The sequence below is a fragment of the Acinetobacter sp. HY1485 genome, assembly GCF_027568475.1.
Taxonomy (GTDB): Bacteria; Pseudomonadota; Gammaproteobacteria; order Pseudomonadales; family Moraxellaceae; genus Acinetobacter.
The window spans coordinates 116,324-139,155 of sequence record NZ_JANKZG010000004.1 but is presented as its reverse complement, the minus strand read 5'-3'; the positions used below and the strand labels follow the sequence as shown (position 1 = coordinate 139,155).

At 39.9% G+C, this 22,832-nt stretch carries 20 protein-coding genes; 16 read left to right on the top strand and 4 right to left on the bottom strand.

The features are described from left to right. Positions 1–42: 42 nt before the first annotated feature. Positions 43–549, top strand: coding sequence for a hypothetical protein (locus PCI70_RS05955; protein WP_269914425.1), 507 nt, complete (start codon positions 43–45; stop codon positions 547–549). A gap of 28 nt (positions 550–577) precedes the next feature. Here the strand turns inward: PCI70_RS05955 and pap are convergent, their stop codons facing one another. After that, positions 578–1,960: a polyphosphate:AMP phosphotransferase gene (pap, locus tag PCI70_RS05950; protein ID WP_269914424.1), complete on the bottom strand. Its 1,383-nt coding sequence runs from the start codon at positions 1,958–1,960 to the stop codon at positions 578–580. Positions 1,961–2,049: 89 nt separating this feature from the next. Here pap and PCI70_RS05945 point away from each other — a divergent pair, with 89 nt between their 5' ends. The 4 genes from PCI70_RS05945 to PCI70_RS05930 are packed head-to-tail and all read left to right on the top strand — an operon-like array spanning position 2,050 to position 5,976. Beyond that, positions 2,050–2,760, top strand: coding sequence for an FFLEELY motif protein (locus PCI70_RS05945; protein ID WP_269914423.1), 711 nt, complete (start codon positions 2,050–2,052; stop codon positions 2,758–2,760). A 39-nt stretch (positions 2,761–2,799) separates the two neighbouring features. Further along, a complete protein-coding gene (gene ubiE, locus PCI70_RS05940) occupies positions 2,800–3,681 on the top strand; it encodes a bifunctional demethylmenaquinone methyltransferase/2-methoxy-6-polyprenyl-1,4-benzoquinol methylase UbiE (protein ID WP_269914422.1) in 882 nt (293 codons plus the stop codon). A 15-nt stretch (positions 3,682–3,696) separates the two neighbouring features. Continuing rightward, positions 3,697–4,353 (top strand): ubiquinone biosynthesis accessory factor UbiJ, encoded by a 657-nt coding sequence (locus tag PCI70_RS05935; RefSeq protein ID WP_269914421.1) that lies wholly within the window; start codon positions 3,697–3,699, stop codon positions 4,351–4,353. Between the two features lie 3 nt (positions 4,354–4,356). Then, positions 4,357–5,976, top strand: a complete 1,620-nt coding sequence (locus PCI70_RS05930; protein WP_269914420.1) for an ABC1 kinase family protein — start codon at positions 4,357–4,359, stop codon at positions 5,974–5,976. Between the two features lie 486 nt (positions 5,977–6,462). Here PCI70_RS05930 and PCI70_RS05925 read toward each other — a convergent pair whose 3' ends face one another. Beyond that, positions 6,463–7,296: an alpha-glutamyl/putrescinyl thymine pyrophosphorylase clade 3 protein gene (locus PCI70_RS05925; protein WP_269914419.1), complete on the bottom strand. Its 834-nt coding sequence runs from the start codon at positions 7,294–7,296 to the stop codon at positions 6,463–6,465. A 74-nt stretch (positions 7,297–7,370) separates the two neighbouring features. Here PCI70_RS05925 and PCI70_RS05920 point away from each other — a divergent pair, with 74 nt between their 5' ends. The 11 genes from PCI70_RS05920 to PCI70_RS05870 all read left to right on the top strand — a co-directional run bounded on the left by PCI70_RS05920 (position 7,371) and on the right by PCI70_RS05870 (position 19,704). Continuing rightward, on the top strand, positions 7,371–8,600 hold the full coding sequence (locus tag PCI70_RS05920) for an FAD-dependent oxidoreductase (RefSeq protein ID WP_269914418.1): 1,230 nt from the start codon (positions 7,371–7,373) through the stop codon (positions 8,598–8,600). Positions 8,601–8,650: 50 nt separating this feature from the next. Then, complete coding sequence (gene hisIE, locus PCI70_RS05915; protein WP_269914417.1) at positions 8,651–9,424, top strand: bifunctional phosphoribosyl-AMP cyclohydrolase/phosphoribosyl-ATP diphosphatase HisIE; 774 nt, start codon at positions 8,651–8,653, stop codon at positions 9,422–9,424. After that, the gene (locus PCI70_RS05910) at positions 9,421–10,881 is read left to right on the top strand and encodes a UvrD-helicase domain-containing protein (protein WP_269914416.1); all 1,461 of its coding nucleotides are present in this window, start codon (positions 9,421–9,423) and stop codon (positions 10,879–10,881) included. Before hisIE ends, PCI70_RS05910 begins: the two co-directional genes overlap by 4 nt. 360 nt (positions 10,882–11,241) lie before the next feature. Then, positions 11,242–14,058, top strand: coding sequence for a monovalent cation/H+ antiporter subunit A (locus tag PCI70_RS05905; RefSeq protein WP_269914415.1), 2,817 nt, complete (start codon positions 11,242–11,244; stop codon positions 14,056–14,058). 3 nt (positions 14,059–14,061) lie between these two features. Continuing rightward, positions 14,062–14,433 (top strand): Na+/H+ antiporter subunit C, encoded by a 372-nt coding sequence (locus PCI70_RS05900; RefSeq protein ID WP_269914414.1) that lies wholly within the window; start codon positions 14,062–14,064, stop codon positions 14,431–14,433. Next, positions 14,427–16,253, top strand: coding sequence for a monovalent cation/H+ antiporter subunit D (locus PCI70_RS05895; protein ID WP_442865164.1), 1,827 nt, complete (start codon positions 14,427–14,429; stop codon positions 16,251–16,253). Before PCI70_RS05900 ends, PCI70_RS05895 begins: the two co-directional genes overlap by 7 nt. A gap of 1 nt (position 16,254) precedes the next feature. Next, complete coding sequence (locus PCI70_RS05890; protein WP_269914412.1) at positions 16,255–16,737, top strand: Na+/H+ antiporter subunit E; 483 nt, start codon at positions 16,255–16,257, stop codon at positions 16,735–16,737. Further along, positions 16,734–17,009 carry a monovalent cation/H+ antiporter subunit F gene (locus PCI70_RS05885; RefSeq protein WP_269914411.1) on the top strand — a complete coding sequence of 92 codons (276 nt, stop codon included), beginning with the start codon at positions 16,734–16,736 and terminating at the stop codon, positions 17,007–17,009. The genes PCI70_RS05890 and PCI70_RS05885 overlap by 4 nt, the downstream gene beginning before the upstream one ends. 9 nt (positions 17,010–17,018) lie before the next feature. Then, a complete protein-coding gene (locus PCI70_RS05880; protein WP_269914410.1) occupies positions 17,019–17,459 on the top strand; it encodes a Na+/H+ antiporter subunit G in 441 nt (146 codons plus the stop codon). Between the two features lie 119 nt (positions 17,460–17,578). Next, entirely contained in the window at positions 17,579–18,442 is an 864-nt protein-coding gene (locus PCI70_RS05875; protein WP_269914409.1) for an SDR family oxidoreductase, read from the top strand. A 47-nt stretch (positions 18,443–18,489) separates the two neighbouring features. Further along, complete coding sequence (locus PCI70_RS05870; protein ID WP_269914408.1) at positions 18,490–19,704, top strand: AGE family epimerase/isomerase; 1,215 nt, start codon at positions 18,490–18,492, stop codon at positions 19,702–19,704. A gap of 35 nt (positions 19,705–19,739) precedes the next feature. On the opposite strand, the gene PCI70_RS05865 is transcribed toward PCI70_RS05870, so the two are convergent. Next, complete coding sequence (locus tag PCI70_RS05865; protein ID WP_269914407.1) at positions 19,740–20,135, bottom strand: ribosome-binding factor A; 396 nt, start codon at positions 20,133–20,135, stop codon at positions 19,740–19,742. Continuing rightward, complete coding sequence (gene infB, locus PCI70_RS05860) at positions 20,135–22,825, bottom strand: translation initiation factor IF-2 (protein WP_269914406.1); 2,691 nt, start codon at positions 22,823–22,825, stop codon at positions 20,135–20,137. The genes PCI70_RS05865 and infB overlap by 1 nt, the downstream gene beginning before the upstream one ends. Positions 22,826–22,832: the final 7 nt, after the last annotated feature.

Genomic DNA, 22,832 nt, shown 5'->3' with positions numbered 1-22,832 from the left:
TCCCTCATTTTCTCCCTTAAAATGTAAAAAAAAGGTACTGTTATGAAAATAGAAAATGCACCCGACCGTATTGATCCAAAAATTAATTTAGAACAAGTACGTCGTGAATGTTTAGAATTGACCAAAAAACGTGCCTATATTTCGGCAGGGGCAGCTATTGTACCCATTCCTTTTTTTGATGTTGTTGTCGATGTAGGTGTACTCACTGCACTATTGCCCGATGTAAACCATCGTTTTGGTTTATCTGATGAACATGTCACTGTATTTGATCCAAAAACACGCCAAATTCATTGGGAAGAATTACGCAAACGTGGCATTCAATTTTCGGGCTTAGCCGTTGCACGTACAGGCGTTAAACAGTCTATCAATGGTTTTATTGGGCGTATGCTCAGCAAACAAGTAACAAAATTTATTCCACTTGGTGGGCAAATTGTAGCAGGTACATTAGGCTATATCGTATTTAAAAAGATTGCCGAAGCACATGTAGAAGATTGCTACAAATTAGCCAAACAAATTCAAAACAAACAAAATGCCGAAACAGTGGCATAAGTTAAAAGGGCATCTTTAAGATGCCTTTTTAACTCTTCATCTGCTTTACAATTGCTTCTAAAACTTGCAAACGTGCCTGTTTTTTATCGTTTGTGGCAATAACATGCCACGGCGCTTGTTCTGTGCTGGTCTGTGTAAACATATCAGCTGCTGCATTTAAATAGGCATCCCATTTTTCACGGTTACGCCAATCTTCAGCCGTAATTTTAAAACGCTTGTGTGGTGTTTCTTCACGCGCTTTAAAGCGTTTGGATTGTTCGTCTTGATCTATAGCAAGCCAAAACTTAATTACCACGGTTTTACTCTCTGTTAGAGTCTTCTCAAATCGGTTAATTTCTTGATAAGCACGTTGCCACTCATGTTCATTTGCAAAACCTTCTACACGTTCTACCAAAACACGTCCATACCAAGAACGGTCAAAAATATTAATTTTATCCTGCCCAAGTTTTGTCCAAAAGCGCCACAAGTAGGGGTGTCTTAATTCATATTCTTCAGGTGCAGCAATACTATGAATATCATATTCTCGTGGGTCTAGTTTTTTGACAATACGTTTAATTGCCCCACCCTTCCCTGCTGCATCCATTCCCTCAAATACTAAAACCACTTTTCGATCATCGTAACGTAACAAGTTCGCAACTTTTTTTGTCAGCTTTTTAAGTTTTTTCTTGTAGTTTTCAGGGTCTTCAGGTGTTTCAAACTGAGTAAGTATTTCAGGTACTTCCATTTGTTGCCACGGTTGTAGCATTTGGTTTTGATGCTCAGGTAAATGCTTCAATTTTGCCAATATTTCTTGAGCAAACACCTCATCGCGGTGTTCTTTGTCATCGCCATCAATTAATACCCAATCACGGGTAAAACGTTGGCGTAAACGTTGAATATTGTCGTATTGTTTATGGTCTCGCCAATCTAAACCGTGTAAGCGATGCCATTGCATATCATCTGCATCAATATGGCTAATACGTTTTTGCAAAGTTTTCCACGGCAAATCAAACCAAAACTTCACCACATCTACATTGTTATTTTTTAAGTCTTCTTCAAACGCACGCATGTTTTGTACATAGGCATCAAACAGTGTTTCATCAAATGGTTTAGATACATGCATTGCCGTAGCAAGTAAATCGCTGTACCAATTACCAAACAGCACTACAATTTGCCCTTCACGCGGAATATAACGTGCGTAATCTTGCCAAAACGGCTGATCGGTACTCAGTAAATGTGGGCTGTCTGCCTTTACACGTAAATAACGTGGATCTACCCACTCTCTCAGCTGTTTAACTGCTTCCCCTTTGCCTGCAAGCTCAATACCACTCACCAAAATCAGTAAACTTTTCCCTGTATCTGTGCCACGGGCTTTTTTAAGGGCATATTGTGCTTCTATTAAATCTAAAGAAAGTTGTTCTTTTTGTTGCATGTTGGGTGTCCTACTCACACAAAAGTCATCGTTTTTTTATCAATAGCCCTTTATGATGGGCGCTATGTTCTTTTAAACCGATTTTTGATATGTCTAAACTTGCTGTATTAGATGACCTACTTGTCCGCTATCATCAGTTAAAATATCATCACAACGCTACTTTAAAACAAAAATTAAACGATGTACAAGATTGGCAACGTAAACGTCTGTGCCAATCACACCATGCTTTTTTTACGCAAAAAAATCATCAACTCATGGCAGATTACTTTGTTAATCGTTTATATGGTGGTGATGAGTTTGATGAGATTGCCATCCAAATTGAACGCCTTGTTAAACATGCACATAAAGTTGAAAAACTCATTCCCGAAACTGCCATTAAAACAGGTACACACGGCATTGAACTTGCTATTTTAGCCGTAGAGCTAGATGAGCATGTGGCAGAAAAACTACTCGAAACCTACCCTGCTGATACCCCCCTGAATAATGAAATGATGCGTCTGACTTATTTAGCCGTGGGGCAAAAAGATGACCGGTTAAAACAGCTTAAAATGGCAGATGAATTTGGCTACAATTTAGATCATTATTTACGTTCTTTTATTGTACAAACTGCCTTTAAAATGGCAAAACCTGTGGCATACAAACACCGCTTTAACGTGATGTACGACTTTATGCACGATGGCTTCGTGGCAATGAAGCCCTTAAAGTCGGCACAAACCTTTGTTGAAACATTTACACAAAAAGAACGTCAGGTGGTATTAAACGTACATTCGGGCGACCTTAATCCCTTTGCCTGTGTATAATGCATCTTAAAACTATTTTCCGTTGTAGGGAGAGACTCCGTGTCAAACGAAAACCAAAAAACCAATACAGCTAAAGTGAGTCCCTTTTTAACCTCTCCTTTGCCTGAAGGTACAGAGCAAGGGCAACAAACCACAAAACAATACAACTTACCGCGTGGCGTAAAAAACACAGGCAATGTGGGCGATACCACACACTTTGGTTTTGAAACGGTAAAAACCGAAGATAAAGAACAAAAAGTGGCACACGTTTTTCATTCTGTGGCAAAAAAATACGACATCATGAACGATGTAATGTCATTTGGTATTCACCGTTTATGGAAACGCTTTGCCATCAATATGTCAGGTGTACGTCGTGGACAACGTGTCCTTGATATTGCAGGCGGTACAGGCGACCTTGCAAAAGTATTTAGCCGTGAAGTTGGCTCAACAGGGCATGTGGTATTGTCAGACATCAACGAATCTATGCTTAATGTCGGGCGTGACCGTTTAATTGATGCAGGCTGTACCAATGTTGATTTTGTACTTGCTAATGCCGAAAGCCTAGAACCATTTGAAGACAACAGTTTTGATTTAGTGACCATTAGTTTTGGTTTGCGTAACGTCACAGATAAAGATGCCGCTTTAGCATCAATGTACCGTGTACTTAAGCCAGGTGGTCGCTTACTCATTTTAGAATTCTCAAAACCTGTATTTGAGCCGTTTTCTAAACTCTACGATTTCTATTCATTTACCGCATTACCTGTGATGGGCAAAATTATTGCCAACGATTCAGAAAGCTATAAATACCTTGCCGAGTCAATTCGTATGCATCCGGACCAGCGCACCCTAAAAGGTATGATGGAAAATGCAGGCTTTGAAAACTGTGACTATAACAACCTTACAGGTGGTATTGTTGCAGTACATCGTGGTTTTAAACTATAAAAAAGGAGTTTCCTAATGTGGTCAATTCTTGCATTAGGTGCTGCTGAGCGTTTGGTCAATCGTGTAATTGACCTAGACGCCATTACGCGTACACAATTAAATGCCTTACATGGGCAACGGTTACGCGTAATTATAGATCAGCCCCAACTCAGTGTTGATGTGTTTTTTGATGAGCAAAAATTGCGCTTAGAACCTACCCCAACAGGGCAAGCACAGCAATCTTCTATTTTTGAACAACGTCAATTTGACCAAGCAAATACAAGTACCGTTGCCAATACAACATTGCACGTCCGCAATGTCGTTGAGCTGATTAAACTTTTAATCAGCGACGATACGGGTACTGTGCCTATTCAGGGTGACTACCGTTTACTGATGCAAATTCAGCAGATTATGGCAAATACATCGCCTGATTTAGCTGCACATTTAAGCCCATGGATTGGTGCAAAAGCAGCCCATGAAATAGGTAAATTACAACAATTACCCAAACTGGCAAAACGTACTGTACAAAGCCAACTTTTCTTTGCTCAAGACTACATTAAAGAAGATACAGGCTTATTTGCACCTCGTTGGCAAATGGACGAATTGCAACAAAGTACCCGTACATTGAACCAAAATTTAGACCGTTTGGATGCCAAGATTCAAGCACTACAAAGCAAACTGACATTAGGTTAAACCATGATTCCGCATATCTCTCGTTTACTTGATTTATGGCGCATCGCAGCCCATTACAGACTCGATACTCTGATCCCTGCGGAAGACGTTCCCCCTAAAGCACGTCGTTTACTTAAAATTATTCAGGCACATCCCGCTGCATGGTCAAGCAAACAACAGAAAAACCCGCTTAAACTCAAAGAAGCACTTGAAGAGATGGGACCGCTTGCCATTAAATTAGGGCAACTGCTCTCTACACGGCGTGACCTTATTCCGCCACATGTGTTAGAACAATTGGTGATGTTGCAAGACCGTGTTAAACCTTTTGATGCCAATATTGCCAAACAACGTATCGAAACTTCATTAAAAGCAGACATTGCAACATTATTTGCACGCTTTGACGAAAAACCACTTGCTGCTGCCTCTATTGCACAAGTACATACCGCCGCATTGCATGACGGTAAAGAGGTTGTGGTTAAAGTCACACGCCCCGACATCAAAGTACAAATTATCCAAGATTTTGAAATTTTAGCTTGGCTTGGGCAAGCACTCGAACGGCGTTTAGAAGCAGCACGCGCACTACACTTATGCGAAATTATTCAAGATTACCGTCAAACCATATTAAACGAGCTTGATCTGACTTTAGAGGCAGACAATACACGTCGTATGCGCCACTACTTTACAGGTTCAAGCATGATGTATGTGCCTGATGTGTATATGGACAGTACCGATGTGATGGTGGCTGAACGCATTACAGGCGTGCCTATTTCGGATAAAGAAACTTTTGATCGCTTGGGAATGAACAGAGCCGAACTTGCCGAAAAAGGACTCACTATCTTTTTTACCCAAGTGTTCAGAGATAACTTTTTCCATGCCGATATGCACCCTGGTAATGTGTTTGTCGAAACTATTGATCCGCAAAACCCACGTTATATTGCACTCGATTGTGCCATTATGGGTGAGTTGTCTAAACAAGATCAGATGACTGTTGCACGCATGCTTCTTGCTGTGATGAACAGTAATTTTATGCAACTTATTCAAGTCGTACATCAAGCAGGTTGGATTCCACCGGGCACAGACCAAGATGCCCTGTCGCGTGAAATGCGTCGTACAGTTGGACCGATGGTATCTAAGCCAATGCACGAGTTAGATTTTGCAGGAATCCTTATTCAGGTCATGGATATTGCACGTCGCTTCCATCTTGAAATTCCACCTCAACTCATGCTTTTGCTCAAAACATTGGTACATGTAGAAGGCTTAGGTACAGACTTATATCCTGACTTAGATATTTGGAAACTGGCAAAACCAATTCTGACGCAATGGGTCAAATCCAATATGGATCCCATCAAAAATATTAAGGAATTAGGGCAACAAATCCCCGATTTATTATTGGGTGCACAAGATATTCCAAGCCTTGTGATTGACAGTTTAAATGGTTTAAAAAATCAATCGGCTTGGCAAGAACGCCAATTGCGTGAGCTACAACAAGTACGCGTACAGATGGAACAACAACAACGCAGAAGTTGGACATTTGGCAGTATTATTGCCATTTGCTTAACCATTGCGATTGTTGCACCGTGGTATGCTTCTATTATCCTGATTGTATTTGCAGGTTTATTAGCCATGTGGCGTATTGTTAAATAACTTGGATTTGTCTACTTTGTATGATGGCTAAAACCTATAAAGTAGATTTTTCCTTAAAAATCTCTTAAGAAACTGTTATGTATAAAAACATCACTCTAGAAAAGTTAATTTTTTAAGTCAGAGCGACTTTTTCAATTTTACTTAAAAAACTAATATTTTCTCTACACCTTCTACTTGATCTAAAGAAGTCCTATAAATTTTTGTTTTACATTATCAGCAATGTTTTTCAAGATTACATGCTTTAAATAGATGTTGTAAAAACACTTTAAAATGATAAGTTAAAAGCTCAAACTATCTAATGACATCGTAAATGCAATAACGCAAGATCGAAGGATTTAAAACACAAATGTTATATCAATTAAATGTACTTAAAAAATTAGATTTCACTTGATTTTAAGTAGTGATTACTAAAGATTATGACAAAGTGTTACTTATCTTCTCAATAAAAAAGAACCTGCAATATACTCGCTTCTTTTAGTATTCAAATTATTTATTATTTTTATATCGTTGCGGAGATTTCTGCCAATTACATAAAGCATCTTCAATTTCCTGATACCCTATTTCTAAGTTTTCTGCTAAACGCATCGTCATTTCATTGAGTGTATCTTCATCATATGCCCCAAATAAACGCTTTGCGCCTTTAAGTGGCCCACTAGACCCTTGAATATAACAGCGGTCTGCTTTTAACGAAGCAATACCTGTTAAAGCACACAAACCTAAATAATCGTACTTGGCTAAACGTCCAAACCGAAAAATACGCATTTTGTGATAAATCCATGCATAACGCTGTTTGGGTGTGTCAAAAGGTTGATTAAAAAGTGCTACATGTCCACCCATCTTTTTAATCCAAGTTTGATAGCTAAAAACCACATCCATCAACTGTGATAAAGACTCATATTTACGATGACCACCAAATTTAAATTTAGGGGCTTGCTTTAGCCAATTTTCCACTGTATCAAGATTTATTTGATCCCATTGACCTATAACATCATAGAGTTCACGAACAAACTGCCAATTCTTTTTTGTGCTGTCTCCTGTATGTACCATTAAAAAAATAAGCCAACAAGCTTCGTCTATATCTTTATTTTTGTAATACAAAACGCTACGGATAGGATCAAATAAAACATGATGTGGTTGTGTACGGACTATTGAAACCTGACGCTGTGCAATCATTTTAAAATAGGTGGTTTTGTTTATACTATCGACTATTTGCCGAGCAAATGTTTCAATTTCTATCGCTAATAAAGTTTGAATATTTGTTTGCTGTAAAAGTTTTTTTTTAAAACACATGATGGCTTGTTCTTTTTGCTGTGTATTCATTTTTTCTATCAACTCTTATTTTAACGATTTATAAAATGCTAATATAACTAAAATATCAAATATATACTGATTCAATGACGAAGCATTTTGCCATTATTGGCGCAGGAACAGCAGGGCTTGCAACCGCAACCTTACTTGCTAAACAGGGTTTTAAAGTTAGCATTTTTGAAAAAGTAGCACAGCTTGCACCTGTCGGTGCAGGGCTTTTGTTACAACCTGCGGGGCTTGCCGTATTTGAGCACTTAGATATTTTAGAACAAGCCATGCAACTTGGGGCACACGTTACAGGATTAGAAGGGCAACTTTCGGGAGGTTCTCTGCTTGTTAATAGCCACTACAAACAAGCAGGCACAGGCTATTCAGGCTTAGGGATTCATCGTGCAACGCTTTGCCATGTGTTAAAACAAGCCACCCAACAATATGCCAATTTAATTGATTGGCAAATGAATACAGACATTACCCACTATATCGAAACCCCACAAGGCATCACGCTATTTGGTCAATATAATAATCAAAATTTTGAACAACATGCCGATGCCATCATTATAGCTAATGGCGCAAAAAGCCAATTAAGACCAAGCGCATGGGTTAAAATTGATAAGCCCTACCCGTGGGGGGCTGCATGGACAATTTTGCCAGAATGCTTAGCCTTTAATCCTCAAATTCTTCATCAGTTTTATCATGGTTCAAATACTATGATGGGCATTTTACCCACAGGTGCTATTCCTGACGTACCTAATCAACGGCTATGTAGTATTTTTTGGAGTATACCAACACATCAACTTGCACAATTTAAAGCAGATGATGCATGGCTTAAAAATATTGCAATCCATTGGCAAGATGTGGCGGATTGGTTAAAAACTACAATGCCCACTCAACAAACTTGGTTGAGTGCCCAATACCGCGATGTAGTAATGTCGCAATATGGCACAGGAAAAATTGGCGTGATAGGTGATGCCGCCCATGCCATGAGTCCTCAACTTGGGCAGGGTGCAAATATGGCACTATTAGACGCATGGTCATTCGGACAAGTAGCTCATCATGCTCGGCAAAATGATTGGGCAAAACTTTGGCAGGAGTACCATCAACTACGGCGTTCTTCTATTTATTTTTATCAGTCTTTAAGCCGTTTACTGACTCCAATGTATCAATCCGATTCTAAATATGCACATAAAGTACGTGATTTGGTTTTTCCATGGATGTACCGTTTGCCTTATTTTCAAAAAGAAATGGCAATGACCATATCGGGATTGAAAACCTCCCCTTTTAAACAACGGACTTATCAAGAGATTGCACAAAGCTAAATATGCCGTAAACTAGCAGACATACAGACTAAAATATTTAAGGTTTCTCCATGAACAATATGCAATGGCTCGATGAAGTAAAATTTAACGAACAAGGTCTTATTCCTGCTATTGCACAACATCATCAAACAGGGCGTATCTTGATGGTGGCATGGATGAACCGTGAGTCTTTGGCATTGACTGCACAAAAAAATCAAGCGGTCTATTTTTCTCGTTCTCGCCAAAAATTATGGCACAAAGGCGAAGAGTCAGGACACTTTCAAACGGTTCATGAAATTCGTTTAGATTGCGATGCCGATGTGATTACCCTACAAGTTGAACAACACGGTGGCATTGCGTGTCATACAGGGCGTGAGTCGTGTTTTTATCGTAAACTGACGCCAAATGGTTGGGAAATTGTAGATGCTCAACTCAAAGACCCTAACCAAATTTATAGCAGTAATGCCCATACTCAAGTGATGCAAAACTCAACTGCTCAGGCAGAAAGTGTTGAGGTTTTAGACTATTTAGGCAAAATGATGGCAGAGCGTAAGCAGGCAAATCCTGACAGCTCATACGTTGCTAAATTATTTGATAAAGGCTTAAACAAAATACTTGAAAAAGTAGGCGAAGAAAGTATCGAAACCATTTTGGCAGCAAAAGAATATGCTCAAGATGCCAGTGCCGACCATAAAAATGATTTCATTTACGAAGTTGCTGATCTTTGGTTCCATACCATTGTAATGTTGGGTTACTTTGACTTTGACCCACAAATTATTCTCAATGAACTTGCGCGTCGTCAGGGATTATCAGGCTTAGTTGAAAAAGCGAACCGTACACATTGAGTAAACCGCAGCCAACACCTGAGCAACAGCAAGCGATTGATCACGGTTGTTCAGGGCAGTCCTTTAAAGTCATTGCGTATGCAGGTACAGGTAAAACCACCACACTCCAAATGATTAGTGATGCCATGCCCAAACGGCGTGGTATGTACCTTGCATTTAACAAAGCCATTGCCAGTGAAGCTAAACAAAAGTTTCATCATGGCGTAGACAGTCGTACCTTTCATTCATTGGCTTATCGTAGTGTTGAACGCAATATTACAGATAAATTGCGTCTGCCTCGGTTAAGTCCCAGTTTTTTAGCCAAAGACTACCGTTTAGAACCCATTACATTACGGCGTTTAATGGGTGGACGCTATGAACGCTTTACCATTATGCCCAATCGCTTGGCAAGTTTAGTGGTCAATGCAGTCGGTTACTTTTGCTCCACAAATTCGCAATACCCTGCACCACGGCATATTCAAGCACCAAGTTGGTTACATACAGAGGATATTGATGCCTTACAAAAGCACCTTTACCCGCATGTAGAAAAACGTTGGTTAGATGCCATCAACCCACAGCATCAAGCAGGGATTGGGCACGATATTTATCTTAAATTGTGGGCATTATCTAATCCTTATATTCCTGCCGATTATGTATTATTTGATGAAGCTCAAGATGCCGATCCATTAATGCTTGGTATTTTACTCAAACAACAAAACACCCAAGTCATTTACGTGGGCGATGCACATCAACAAATTTACGCATGGCGTGGGGCAATTAATGCCATGCAACAACTGCCCTTGCCTGCGTCTCGCCTGACGACATCATTTAGGTTTGGCGACGAAATTGCACAAGTTGCCAATACTTTGTTGGGTGGCTTAGAAGAAAAAGTCCCTTTATTGGGTAACCCTGCTCTTAACTCTAAAGTGGTGAATAAACCACATACCAAACAACGTGATGCTATTTTGTGTCGTACCAATGCCCGTGCGATGGAGCTGTTACTTTCAGGTTTGGTGAGTGGTGATCGTGTGAGTTTACAAGCAGATCATGCACGTTTAGGTAAATTTTTAGAGGCAGCCAACCTACTCAAACAAGGCAAACGTGTGACCGATGTGCCAGAACTAAGCTGGTTTAACTCTTGGCAAGATGTGCATGAATATTGCGAAACGCATGATGGCAGTGACATTAAACCGCTTGTACGTTTAGTGGATGATCATGGTACGTCGGCATTACAAAAAGCTTTGCATAAAATTACACCACTGCATGAAGCAGATTATGTGATATCGACAGCACACAAAGCCAAAGGCTTGGAGTGGAGCCGTGTGCATTTAGAAGATGATTACCAATTTAAACTCAATACGCACGATTATAAAATTACAGATGAAGAATTACGTTTGCTCTATGTGGCGTGTACGCGTGCAAAGGACAGTTTAAATATTCATCACATTCATGATTTACTGAAACGTATGAAAAAATAATGTCGGATGTCGGATGTCGGATGTCGGATGTCGGATGTCGGATGTCGGATGTCGGATGTCGGATGTCGGATGTCGGATGTCGGATGTCGGATGTCGGATGTCGGATGTCGGATGTCGGATGTCGGAAATTTTGAACGTGGCATTCCTGTTAAAAAAGCTGTATTTCTCCTCTAAATTATGTATAAATGTTACAAACATACATGTTTCATTAAACCTTCACGACCACTACTTTATGCTAAATAAGATAAAGTAGAAATAGGCTTTTAAAGTTTGAATATTGGGTTGCCTTTTGCCATCCTCTAAACTTTAAAAGATAAAAATAAACCTAGGTATTTACCTAATTTATAAAAGGATATAAGTGTGCTAGCAATTATCATACTTCTACCTTTGCTCTTAGGTACAGTCCTAAGTGCCTGGTTACACCAAATGCCACGTCTAGTTAAAATGCTAATTGCCGTTGGTATTAGTTTAAGTTGCTTTGGACTTTTGCTTAGCCAAGCACCCACTGTATTTAATGGACAAAGTATTTCACAAAGTTGGGCTTGGTTACCCGAGCTAGGTATTAATTTAAGCTTCCGTCTAGATGCTTTAGGCTTACTCTTTGCATTACTCATTAGTGGTATTGGCACACTTATTTTTATTTATGCCTATTACTATTTAAGCGAAAAAAGTTCTTTAAGTAAGCTATATAGCTTACTCATGCTGTTTATGGCAGCTATGCTTGGTATCTCGCTTTCCAATAACCTCATCATTCTCACCACGTTTTGGGAACTCACCAGTATTTCATCTTTCTTGCTGGTCGCTTTTTGGCAAAATTATGAAGCTGCACAACGTGGTTCACGTATGGCGCTTACCATCACAGGTTTAGGTGGGCTTGCAATGTTAGGGGGCTTCATTTTATTGGGGCAAATGGCAGGCACGTATCAAATTGACCAAATTATTGGACTGAGTAATACCTTACAACAACAGCCTTTATTTAGTACGGCACTTATTTTAATTTTACTTGGTGCCTTTACCAAAAGTGCACAGTTTCCATTTCACTTTTGGTTACCTAATGCCATGGCAGCGCCAACGCCTGTTTCGGCTTACTTACACTCTGCCACCATGGTTAAAGCAGGCATTTTTTTAGTAGCACGTTTGCTTCCTATTTTTGTAGGCATGGCACTATTTCATAACATTGTCACCACAGTTGGACTCATCACCTTTTTTATTGGTGCGTTCTTTGCCATTTTTAAAGAAGATTTGAAAGGGTTACTTGCTTATTCAACCATCAGCCATTTAGGGCTCATTATGAGTCTATTGGGGATTGGTTCACCATTGGCGGTCGCTGCTGCAATCTTTCATATTATTAACCATGCCACATTTAAAGCGGCATTATTTATGATTGCAGGGGTGATTGACCATGAGACAGAAACACGAAGTCTAAAAAAACTAAAAGGACTATGGCAACTACTGCCTTTTACAGGCACACTCACACTTATTACTGCCTCTGCCATGGCGGGTGTACCACTTACCAATGGGTTTATTTCTAAAGAAATGTTTTTTACCCAAGTAGCAGAACAATTGGGTGGTACAGCAGGGCTATTTGCCATTATTGCAACAACGCTTGCAGGTATATTTGCTGTTGCTTACTCAGCACGCCTTATTCATGGCGTATTTTTTGATGGCAAACTCGGCAGTGAAATTCCCAATCAACATGCCCATGAACCTACTTTTGGCATGCGAGCACCGATTTTATTTTTAGCCATTTTATGTATTGCCGTTGGGCTTATTCCTGCATTTTTTGCAGAACATACGGTTAATGCCGTTACTCAAGCCACCGTTAATGTTCCTTTTGATGGTGTACATCTTGCCATTTGGCACGGCGTAAATTTACCACTGATGATGAGTGCGATTGCACTTGTAGGCGGTATTGGATTTTATGCAGTTCTCGTACCTAAAATTCGCCGTATTGATATCGAAGATTACCTTGGTATTTTTCAAGGAAAACTCATTTTTGAAAAAATACTGACCTTTTTAGAACGCACTGCACTTAAAATTAAACGTGCGACAGAAACCAGTAAGCTCCAAAATTACCTTGTACTTATTCTTATTTTTAGTTTGGTTTTTGCAGCACTACCGCTCTTACCTTACGATCTTTCTACAGGTACACGTGTTCTCACACATGCTTCTTGGCTTGCCATTGTCTTGTGGCTCATTTTATTTAGTGCCTGTTGGATGATGCTGTGGTTTCATCATGACCGTATTAAAGCTGTACTCATTAGTGGTGCAATTGGCTTAGTGGTCACGATGGTCTTTGTGGCATTGTCTGCACCTGACTTGGCACTGACTCAAATTACCGTAGATGTGGTGACCACTGTTTTACTGCTCATGAGCCTCTCTTTATTACCCCAACTTACTGCTTATGAATCCACACAAGCACGGCGTTGGCGTGATGCTATTATTGCCATTATTGCAGGCGGTGGTATAGGGTGGATCAGTTGGCTTATTCTCACCCGAGATCATGATTCAATTTCTTGGTTCTTTGTACAACAGTCTTTACCACTTGGCGGTGGCTCAAATATCGTCAATGTTATTTTGGTCGATTTTCGTGGCTTTGATACGTTTGGCGAAATTACGGTGCTTGGCATTGCAGCTATTGGCACGTTATGTTTAATGGATGGTATGCGAACACACGGCACACAAATGACCAAAGGGCTCACCTACCGTTTTAATCCTTCTCCGTTATTGGTGCGTACAACAGCGTCTTGGGTACTCCCCATTGCATTAGTGGTGAGCTTTTATATTTTTATGCGTGGACACAATTACCCAGGTGGTGGCTTTATTGCAGGATTAATCACGGCAATGGCACTAATTATGCAATACATCGCACTTGGGCAAGATGTTGCAGAACGCTTATTACGCGCAAAATCGGGGCGTTTATACGAAATCTGGATTGGTACAGGCTTAACCATTGCAGGCATATCGGGCATGTTATCTTGGTTTTGGTCACGCCCATTTTTAACCAGTGCGCATGTCTATGTTGAGCTTCCTATTCTTGGAAAACTGCATTTAGCTTCTGCTGCTATTTTTGATTTAGGTGTTTATTTTGCAGTGGTAGGTGCAACTATGCTCATGATCTCGGTACTGGGTGATTCAAGAAACTCATCGATGTCGGGTCCAGTTCCTAAGGAGTAATTTATGATTAGTATTGAACTTTTACTTGCCTCAGCAATTGGACTTTTAGTGGCATCAGGTGTGTATTTACTGTTACGTGCGCGTACATTTCCTGTGGTGCTTGGACTTGCCATGATTGGTTATGCAGTCAATCTATTTTTATTTGCGACAGGTCGTGTCAATGTTAACTCACCTGCTATTTTAACCGAAACTACATCCGTAACAGACCCTCTACCTCAAGCTCTTGTTCTCACTGCTATCGTCATTGGTTTTGCAACCACTGCCTTTGTTGTACAACTTGCTTTGCGTAGCCGTTATGAATCGGGTACAGATCACGTTGATTCTAAAGAAATTGCCGAACTTGCCAACGACCCAAGTGAGGACAAAGTATCATGACATTGTTTCACTTTTGGCAAAATAACATGCCAATTTTTAGTATTTTAATCCCCGCACTCGCAGGTTTTATTTTATTACTCTTTGGTAACCCTGGAGCAGATGCTTTACAAAATGATTGGCGACAACCATGGCGGCGTGTCATCAGTTACACAGCCACTCTATTGGGCTTATTTACGGCAATCAGTTATCTTATACAAGCCAATACAGGTCTCATTACGACCTACCAACTCAGCGAATGGACAGCCCCTTTTGGCATTGTGCTTGTGTTAGATCGGCTCTCAGCATTTATGCTCATTTTAACCTATACCCTTGCTTTACCTGTGTTGTGGTTTTCAAGTAAAGATTGGGATTTACGGGGTCGTTATTTTCATGCCCTATTTCAATTTTTGCTCATGGGTTTGTGTGGTGCTTTTTTAACAAACGACTTATTTAACCTGTTTGTCTTTTTTGAAATTTTGCTGATGGCATCTTATGTTTTGCTCATTTATGGACAAGGTAAAGCTCGTTTTCAGTTAGGTATCCACTATGTGGTGATTAACCTATTTGCAAGTACTCTATTTTTAATTGGGCTAGGTCTTATTTATGCCAATGTAGGCAGTTTAAATATGACAGACGTGGCACGTTTGCTTCCACAACTGCCTCAAGATGAACAACAGCTTGCCATTGCAGGTGGGTATTTACTCTTTACCGTTTTTGCCATCAAAGCTGCGATTGTCCCTCTTGGTTTTTGGTTACCCAAAACTTATGCCGTTGCAAGTACACCTGTTGCAGCTCTGTTTACTATCATGACTAAAGTGGGTATTTATGCCATTTTGCGGGTAAATTCTATTTTATTTATGCCTGAACAATATGCACAGCTTTTTGACTACTTACTTATCTTAGGGCTAGTAACATCCCTTTATGGGGCAATTGCAGCCTTAGGGGCTGTTCGTTTACGGCGCTTTGTTGGCTTTATGGTGTTATCCTCTTTAGGTACGGTTTGTATTGCTCTTGCACTGCATCAAACGCAAGCATGGTCGGCAGGTCTATACTACCTGTTTCATAGTACCATTGTGGGCGCTACTTTTTATTTACTGTGTGGTTGGATTACCGCACAACGAGGTGAATTTAAAGACCATCTACGCATTGCACCACAAATGAAACAAAATACCATTCTTTCGGTTTGTTTCTTTATCATTGCACTGATGATGGCAGGACTACCACCGTTAAGTGGTTTTTGGGGTAAGGTTTTTATTTTACAAGCCACGCAAGGACATGCCTACCAAACTACAATTATCGTGATAATCTTAATTGTAAGCTTAATTAGTCTTTTGGCATTTGTTCGAGCAGGTTTTATTTTGTTTTGGCAATCAAGCGAGCCAGAAACAGACCCTAAAACAGCAGACTATCAACTTTATCAAGCCTTACCCAATGTTGCACCTGCACGCAATGATACTGTTGTGTATATTCTTCTCAGTGTTTTAGGGCTATATGTCGTCTTTGCTCATCCCATTCAACAATATTTAGCAGATACGGCAACACAGCTGGGCTATCAAGAGATTTATCAATACAAAATCTTAAAACAAAATGATGAGGGACATTACATCAGTGTAGAACCATTTGATCCAAAAAATATTCCTGAAACCAAATATGGTGGCGAAAACCCTGATCCAAATGCCCATTTTATACCGTATATAATTGCTCCTAATACCTTAAATGGTGAACATATTTCAGAATATAAAAAACGTCAGATTGAAAAACAAAGTCAAAATCTTCACGACACCCCAATTTTGCCAAATCAATCTACAGGTGCAAAACTCCAACCCATGAGGGAGAGATAATATGCCACATCGTTTTGTCTCTTTATTGGTAGGTTTAACATGGCTCATGCTTTCTCATAGCATTGACCCTTGCGATTTACTGATTGCGTGTGTACTCGCTATTATCATTCCTAAATTAGTTAATCCATTTATTGTCAGTACCCCTAATATTCGTTGGAAAGGCACCATTGAGCTTTTTTTTATTGTGCTGTGGGATATTATTGTATCTAACTTTGTAGTGGCAAAACTTGTACTCGGTCCTAAGCAAAACCTCGCGCCTAAATGGTTTAGAGTACCGTTAGAAACCAAACACGAACAAGTCAATGCCTTGCTTGCGATGATTATTAGTACCACGCCAGGTACGGTCAGCGCAGGGATCGACCAAGAACGAGGCGATATTTTAGTTCATGCTTTAAGTAGCCATCATCCCGAACAAGATATTGCAATGATTAAAGAGCGCTACGAGAGTCGTCTCATTCATATTTTTATGGGAGAACAAACATGAGTATTTTACCTTATGTTCTTGGACTCTGTTTAACAGCCATCACCATTTCAATGTTGCTCTGTTTAATCCGTATGATTATGGGGCCATCCATTGTTGATCGCTTACTTGCACTAGATACTCTATTTTTAAATACCACAGCACTCATTACTGTTTTAGGTATTTATTGGTCAACTACCAACTTATTTGAGGGTGCACTACTCATTGCAATGCTTGGCTTTATTTCTACCATGGCACTCGCACGTTACTTCACAAGTGGACATGTCATTGACTAGGAGAAAAATATGAATAAACAAATGATTATGGAATATTTAGTTTCTTTTTTTCTCTTATCGGGCAGTTTTTTTATGCTAGTGGGAAGTATTGGTATGATTCGCCTGCCTGATTTGTTTACGCGCTTACATGCACCTACAAAATCGAGCACATTAGGATTAGGCAGTTTTTTAATTGCAGGCATGATTTACAGTGCTTTTCAGGGTTATTTTGGTTTTGCAGAACTTCTTTTAACTTTGTTTGCCTTTTTAACTGCGCCTGTTTCTGCAAACTTACTTGCACAAGCAGCACTACATTTTAAATTGCGCTCATTAAGTGGTGATGTACCCGAAGCCATTGATCGTCCACTACCTTGGGATAAACGTATGAACCAACGTAGAGAAGTTAAAAACTCTGCCTATCACGCCCAAAAAATTCCTAAAACAGCAGATGAAGATCAAAATAAATCTTAGATACGCATCTACGCATAAAAATACAAAAGCTTACGTTTCAACTGTTAAACACAACTTTTCATTCGCATAGAAAACAAGCAACATGAATCACGCCATAAAAATTAACAACGGAGTGATTCATGCAAAATTTAGATATTCATGCTCAAAAACAAGAACTACCAGGCAACGAAAAAGATATGCAACCCCCTGCAGAATTTATCCGAGAAAACTATGAAGGCTCAAATAAATTAAAAGATAAAGTTGCTCTGATTACAGGTGGCGACAGTGGTATTGGACGCTCTGTTGCAATGCATTTTGCCAAAGAAGGTGCAAAAATTGCCATTACTTATCTTAAAGAAGAACTTGATGATGCTAATGATGTAAAAGAGTGGGTCGAAAACATTGGTGGTACATGTAAGCTATATGAAGCAGATTTACGTGATGCAGATAAATGTCGCCAAGTTGTAGCCGATGTAATTAAAGACTTTAGTAAAATTAATATTTTAGTGAATAATGCAGGAACCCAAGCGCCTAACGAAGACTTAACAACTTTAAGCGATGAACAGTGGCTCAATGTATTTAATGTCAATGTTCATTCGATGTTTTATTTAAGTAAAGCTGTACTTTCTCAATTTACCGAAGGCGATAGCATTATTAATGTTGCATCAGTCAATGCGTATGTTGCACCTAAAGTATTGGTAGATTATTCAGCAACTAAAGGTGCCATGATCAGCTTCACGCGTGGTCTATCTAACCAAGTCGCATCAAAAGGCATCCGTGTTAATGCAGTTGCACCTGGCCCTGTATGGACACCACTGCAACCTGCAACATGGGGGCCATTTGATGCACAACGCTTAGAAGATTTTGGTTCAGATACACCACAAGGTCGCTGTGCACAGCCAAGTGAGTTGGGGCCTGTTTTTGTATTTTTAGCAAGCCAAGACTCGTCATTTATCACAGGCCAAACCATCCATCCTAATGGTGGCACAATGGTAGGCGGTTAAAAAAATATAGGGTTAGCATTTGCTAACCCTTTTTTATGAGGTGATATATGACACAACTTACACAGGTCAAACACAGTTGGCTTAACCAAGATTTTCACCAAACTTGGCTTACCCAACAATCTTTTAATTTACTCGGTTTTTATAAACGATCACGCTGCCAAGAAGGCGGCTTTTTTGATTTAGACCGCTCAGGTATTCCCCTAAATCATCGTCCAAATACGTTAAATACTGCACGTTTAACTCATTGTTATTCAATCGCAGCAAAGCGTGGTCATCCTGGGAGCTTAGAACTTGCAGAATGGGGTATAAAAAGCCTAAATACAGTTTTATTTGATCAAGAACATGAGGGTTGGGTGTCATCATTACCACGCGATTGTTTGTATGATCCTAAAAAATCTTATATTCATGCATTTGTTTTACTTGCTGCAAATAGTGCACAGCAAGCGGATATTGAAGGAGCAGACGAACTTTATGAAAAAGCGCTTACCCTGTTTGAGCGTTACTTTTGGTCTGAAGAAGAGCAATGTGTTTTAGAAAGCTATGATATTGATTGGAAAAATTTAGAGGAATATCGTGGTGCAAATTGCAATATGCACAGTACTGAACTCTTTATTCAATTGGCAATCACTAATCAAGATATTAAATGGCTTAAGCGTGCATTAGCAATTGTAGAACGTATTATTCATACTCATGCAAAACAGCATGATTATCATGTAGTAGAACATTTTGACCAACATTGGCAACCTATTTACGATTTTAACCAAGACCAACCAACAGATGATTTTAGACCATACGGCCTCACGCCTGGACATGGTTTTGAATGGTGTCATTTATTGCTTAACTTAGAACAAGCTTTTCATCACTTTAATGAATTGCCACCAAGCTGGCTAGTTGAAGATGCCATTGGCTTATTTAAAACAGCATGGGCACATGGATGGAAAGGTAATGGCATTATTTATACTTATGATTGGCAACAAAAACCCGTAGTAGAAGAACGTTTGCATTGGGTACATGCCGAAGCAGCTGTGGCATCAGCAACATTGCTTAAACGGCTAGATGACCCTAATTATGAGCCTTACTATAGAAAAATTACAGGTTATATTCACAATCATTTAGTTGATGAAAAAGATGGAGGTTGGTTTCAAGATTTAGACTGTAAAAATCGTATTTCCAACTTAATTTGGAATGGTAAACCTGATTTGTACCATGCATATTTAATGACCATTAAACTGGCAAACCCACTTACCTCCTCTTTATTATAAATAAAAAAAGCCACCCTTAGGTGGCTTCTTTCATTTTATTCTTCATCATTACGCTTTGGTAAATCTTTTACAGCTTCTTCAATCAAGCCAAACATATAATTACCATGAGCATTTGTTTTATCGTAATGAAAGCGTAAACGAGGCGTTACACGCGTTTTAATACGACGACTCAACTCTTGGCGTAAGAAACCTGCTGCTTTATTTAAAACATCTAAGGTTTCTTTATGCGATTCTTCATTTTGATCATCAGTCAGTTCACGACCCATTACAGTCACATAAACATCTGCATAACCAAGGTCAGGGCTTACCTTAACCGAAGAAATGGTAACAAAACCACCTAAGCGAGGATCTTTTAACTCTTGGCGAATCATTTCAGAAAGTTCTTTCTGTACTGTATCCGCCATGCGCTTAAGACGTTGACTACCCGCCATTAAAGACTCCGTTTAACAATTTGAATGTCGTAAACTTCGATCTTATCCAATGCTTTAATATCCTTATAGCCTTTAACCGCAAGACCACACTCCATACCAGCACGAACATCTTCAACCACTTCTTTATAACGACGTAGCGATTCAAGTTCACCTTGGAAAATCACGACATCATCACGCAATACGCGAATTGGTTTGTTACGATGGATAACACCTTCTGTCACCATACAACCTGCTGCAGCACCGAACTTACTAGAATGGAATACTTCACGTACTTGAGCCACACCTAGAATTGTTTCACGATGTTCTGGTGCAAGTTTACCGCTCATTGCATTTTTAACATCATCAATCAATTGATAAATAACGCTGTAGTAACGGATATCGATATCATCTTGATCTGCTTTTTGACGCGCGGTTGCATCTGCACGTACGTTAAAGCCAAGTAATACCGCATCAGAAGATTCTGCAAGTGTTACGTCAGACTCAGTGATTGCACCAACACCCGAACCAATAACACGTACTTTAACTTCTTCAGTTGCAAGGTCATACAATGCAGTTTGTAATGCTTCTAAAGAACCACGTACATCTGTTTTAAGCACGATATTCACAGTTGGAACATCTTTTTTGCCCATAGATGACATTAAGTTCTCTAAACGCATTGCGCTTGCACGCTCTAGACGTTTTTGACGTTCACGATCAGAACGTGCATCAGCCACTTCACGCGCTTTTTTCTCATCATTTACAACAAGAACTTCGTCACCTGCCATTGGCGCATCTGGTAAACCTAAAACTTCTACAGGAATAGATGGACCTGCTGTTTTAATACGTTTACCGTTTTCGTCTACCATCGCACGTACACGACCGTAAGAAGAACCTGCAAGAACAAGATCACCTACGTTTAATGTACCGTTTTGTACAAGAATAGATGTTACTGCACCACGACCTTTATCTACACGCGCTTCAATTACAACACCTTGTGCTGCACCTTCAGTTGACGCTTGAAGTTCCATCATTTCTGCTTGTACAGAAATAAGGTCTAAAAGATCGTCAATACCTGCGCCTGTATGTGCAGATACTTGTGCCACTGCAACATCACCACCCCATTGTTCAGGTACGATTTGTTTTGCAGTTAATTCGTTTAATACGCGGTCTGGATCAGCAGATTCTTTATCCATTTTGTTGATTGCAACAATAATTGGCGTACCTGCTGCGCGTGCATGATCAATTGCTTCTGCTGTTTGTGGCATTACACCATCATCAGCTGCAACAACAAGCACTACAATATCCGTTGCCTTAGCACCACGTGAACGCATAGACGTAAACGCTGCGTGTCCCGGCGTATCTAAGAACGTGATAATGCCTTTTTCAGTCTCTACATGGTAAGCACCAATGTGCTGTGTAATACCGCCTGCCTCGCCTGCTGCAACTTTTGCACGACGAATACGGTCAAGTAATGACGTTTTACCATGGTCAACGTGACCCATGATGGTTACCACTGGCGGACGAGTTGATTGCTCACCACGTTTTTGCTCAGCTTGCTCAAGTAAGTTGTCTTCTGCTGCTGTGTCAGATACTAAAACTGGGTTATGACCCATCTCTTCAACAACTAAAGATGCAATTTCTTGGTCAATGGCTTGGTTTTGATTAACTAATTCACCCATTTTCATAAGTGTCTTAATTACTTCACGCACCTTGATTGCCATTTTTTGAGCAAGATCGGCAACAACAATTGTTTCGCCAATTTCTACATCATAAATTTGCTTTTTAACTGGTTTTTCAAAGCCATGCTTATTGCCTTGGCTTGTTTTTAAACCGCGTTTGTGATGGTTGTTACGACCAAAGTTTTGATCTTCTTGACCATTACGACCACGTTTTTGGCTACGACCGTCTTTAGAGTTACCACCACGTTTAATTTCGCGGTCTTCTTTCTTAAATGATTCTTCGTATGCTTGACCAACAAGACCTGCTGCAAGTGGCGTATTGTCATCTACAACACGGATTTTTGCTGCACCATCATCGTTTGAGTATTTAGATGCCATTTGACGCATCTGCTCAAGCGTACGTTGCTGTGCTTCTTCTGCCGCTTTACGACGAGCAACTTCTTCGGTTGCACGTAATTTTGCTTCTTCGGCTTGACGCGCTTTTTTCTGTGCAGCTGTTTCAAACGATTTAGGTGTTTGAACTGGTTTTACAACACCACCACCACGTTTTTTAACAACAACTGCCGCTTTTGGCTTGTCTGCCACTTTTTCTTTGGTATGCGCAGCGCGCATCGCTTCAAGTGTTGCACTTGCTTTATTTTGTGCAGGTGCAGCTGTTGACGATTTCGCTTCTGATTGCGCTTTTGCTTCTAATTCAGCTTTTGCTTTTGCTTCTGCTGCAATTTGCTTAGGATCAGGCGTATTAAATGTATGCTTCTTACGAACTTCTACATTAATCGTTTTTGCCTTGCCTGAAGTACCTGCAACTTTAGCTGTACTCGTTGTTTTACGTTTCAAGGTAATCTTTCCTGCATTACCCTCATTTTGACCATGAACTTTTTTCAAGTGCTTAACGAGAGTATCTTGCTGTTCTGTATTAATAATATCATCAGCACCACGCTGTGGTAGTCCTGCATCACGAACTTGCTCTAGGAGCTTCTCTACTGGACGTCCTACGCTTTGCGCTAACTCTTTAATAGACTTGTCCGTCATGTATTAC

Excerpts from the sequence above, each read along its gene's own strand:
- PCI70_RS05955 (WP_269914425.1), top strand. The coding sequence starts at position 43 with ATGAAAATAGAAAATGCACCCGACCGTATTGATCCAAAAATTAATTTA.
- pap (WP_269914424.1), bottom strand. The coding sequence starts at position 1,960 with ATGCAACAAAAAGAACAACTTTCTTTAGATTTAATAGAAGCACAATAT.
- PCI70_RS05945 (WP_269914423.1), top strand. The coding sequence starts at position 2,050 with ATGTCTAAACTTGCTGTATTAGATGACCTACTTGTCCGCTATCATCAG.
- PCI70_RS05935 (WP_269914421.1), top strand. The coding sequence starts at position 3,697 with ATGTGGTCAATTCTTGCATTAGGTGCTGCTGAGCGTTTGGTCAATCGT.
- PCI70_RS05930 (WP_269914420.1), top strand. The coding sequence starts at position 4,357 with ATGATTCCGCATATCTCTCGTTTACTTGATTTATGGCGCATCGCAGCC.
- PCI70_RS05925 (WP_269914419.1), bottom strand. The coding sequence starts at position 7,296 with ATGAATACACAGCAAAAAGAACAAGCCATCATGTGTTTTAAAAAAAAA.
- PCI70_RS05920 (WP_269914418.1), top strand. The coding sequence starts at position 7,371 with ATGACGAAGCATTTTGCCATTATTGGCGCAGGAACAGCAGGGCTTGCA.
- hisIE (WP_269914417.1), top strand. The coding sequence starts at position 8,651 with ATGAACAATATGCAATGGCTCGATGAAGTAAAATTTAACGAACAAGGT.
- PCI70_RS05900 (WP_269914414.1), top strand. The coding sequence starts at position 14,062 with ATGATTAGTATTGAACTTTTACTTGCCTCAGCAATTGGACTTTTAGTG.
- PCI70_RS05890 (WP_269914412.1), top strand. The coding sequence starts at position 16,255 with ATGCCACATCGTTTTGTCTCTTTATTGGTAGGTTTAACATGGCTCATG.
- PCI70_RS05885 (WP_269914411.1), top strand. The coding sequence starts at position 16,734 with ATGAGTATTTTACCTTATGTTCTTGGACTCTGTTTAACAGCCATCACC.
- PCI70_RS05880 (WP_269914410.1), top strand. The coding sequence starts at position 17,019 with ATGAATAAACAAATGATTATGGAATATTTAGTTTCTTTTTTTCTCTTA.
- PCI70_RS05875 (WP_269914409.1), top strand. The coding sequence starts at position 17,579 with ATGCAAAATTTAGATATTCATGCTCAAAAACAAGAACTACCAGGCAAC.
- PCI70_RS05870 (WP_269914408.1), top strand. The coding sequence starts at position 18,490 with ATGACACAACTTACACAGGTCAAACACAGTTGGCTTAACCAAGATTTT.
- PCI70_RS05865 (WP_269914407.1), bottom strand. The coding sequence starts at position 20,135 with ATGGCGGGTAGTCAACGTCTTAAGCGCATGGCGGATACAGTACAGAAA.
- infB (WP_269914406.1), bottom strand. The coding sequence starts at position 22,825 with ATGACGGACAAGTCTATTAAAGAGTTAGCGCAAAGCGTAGGACGTCCA.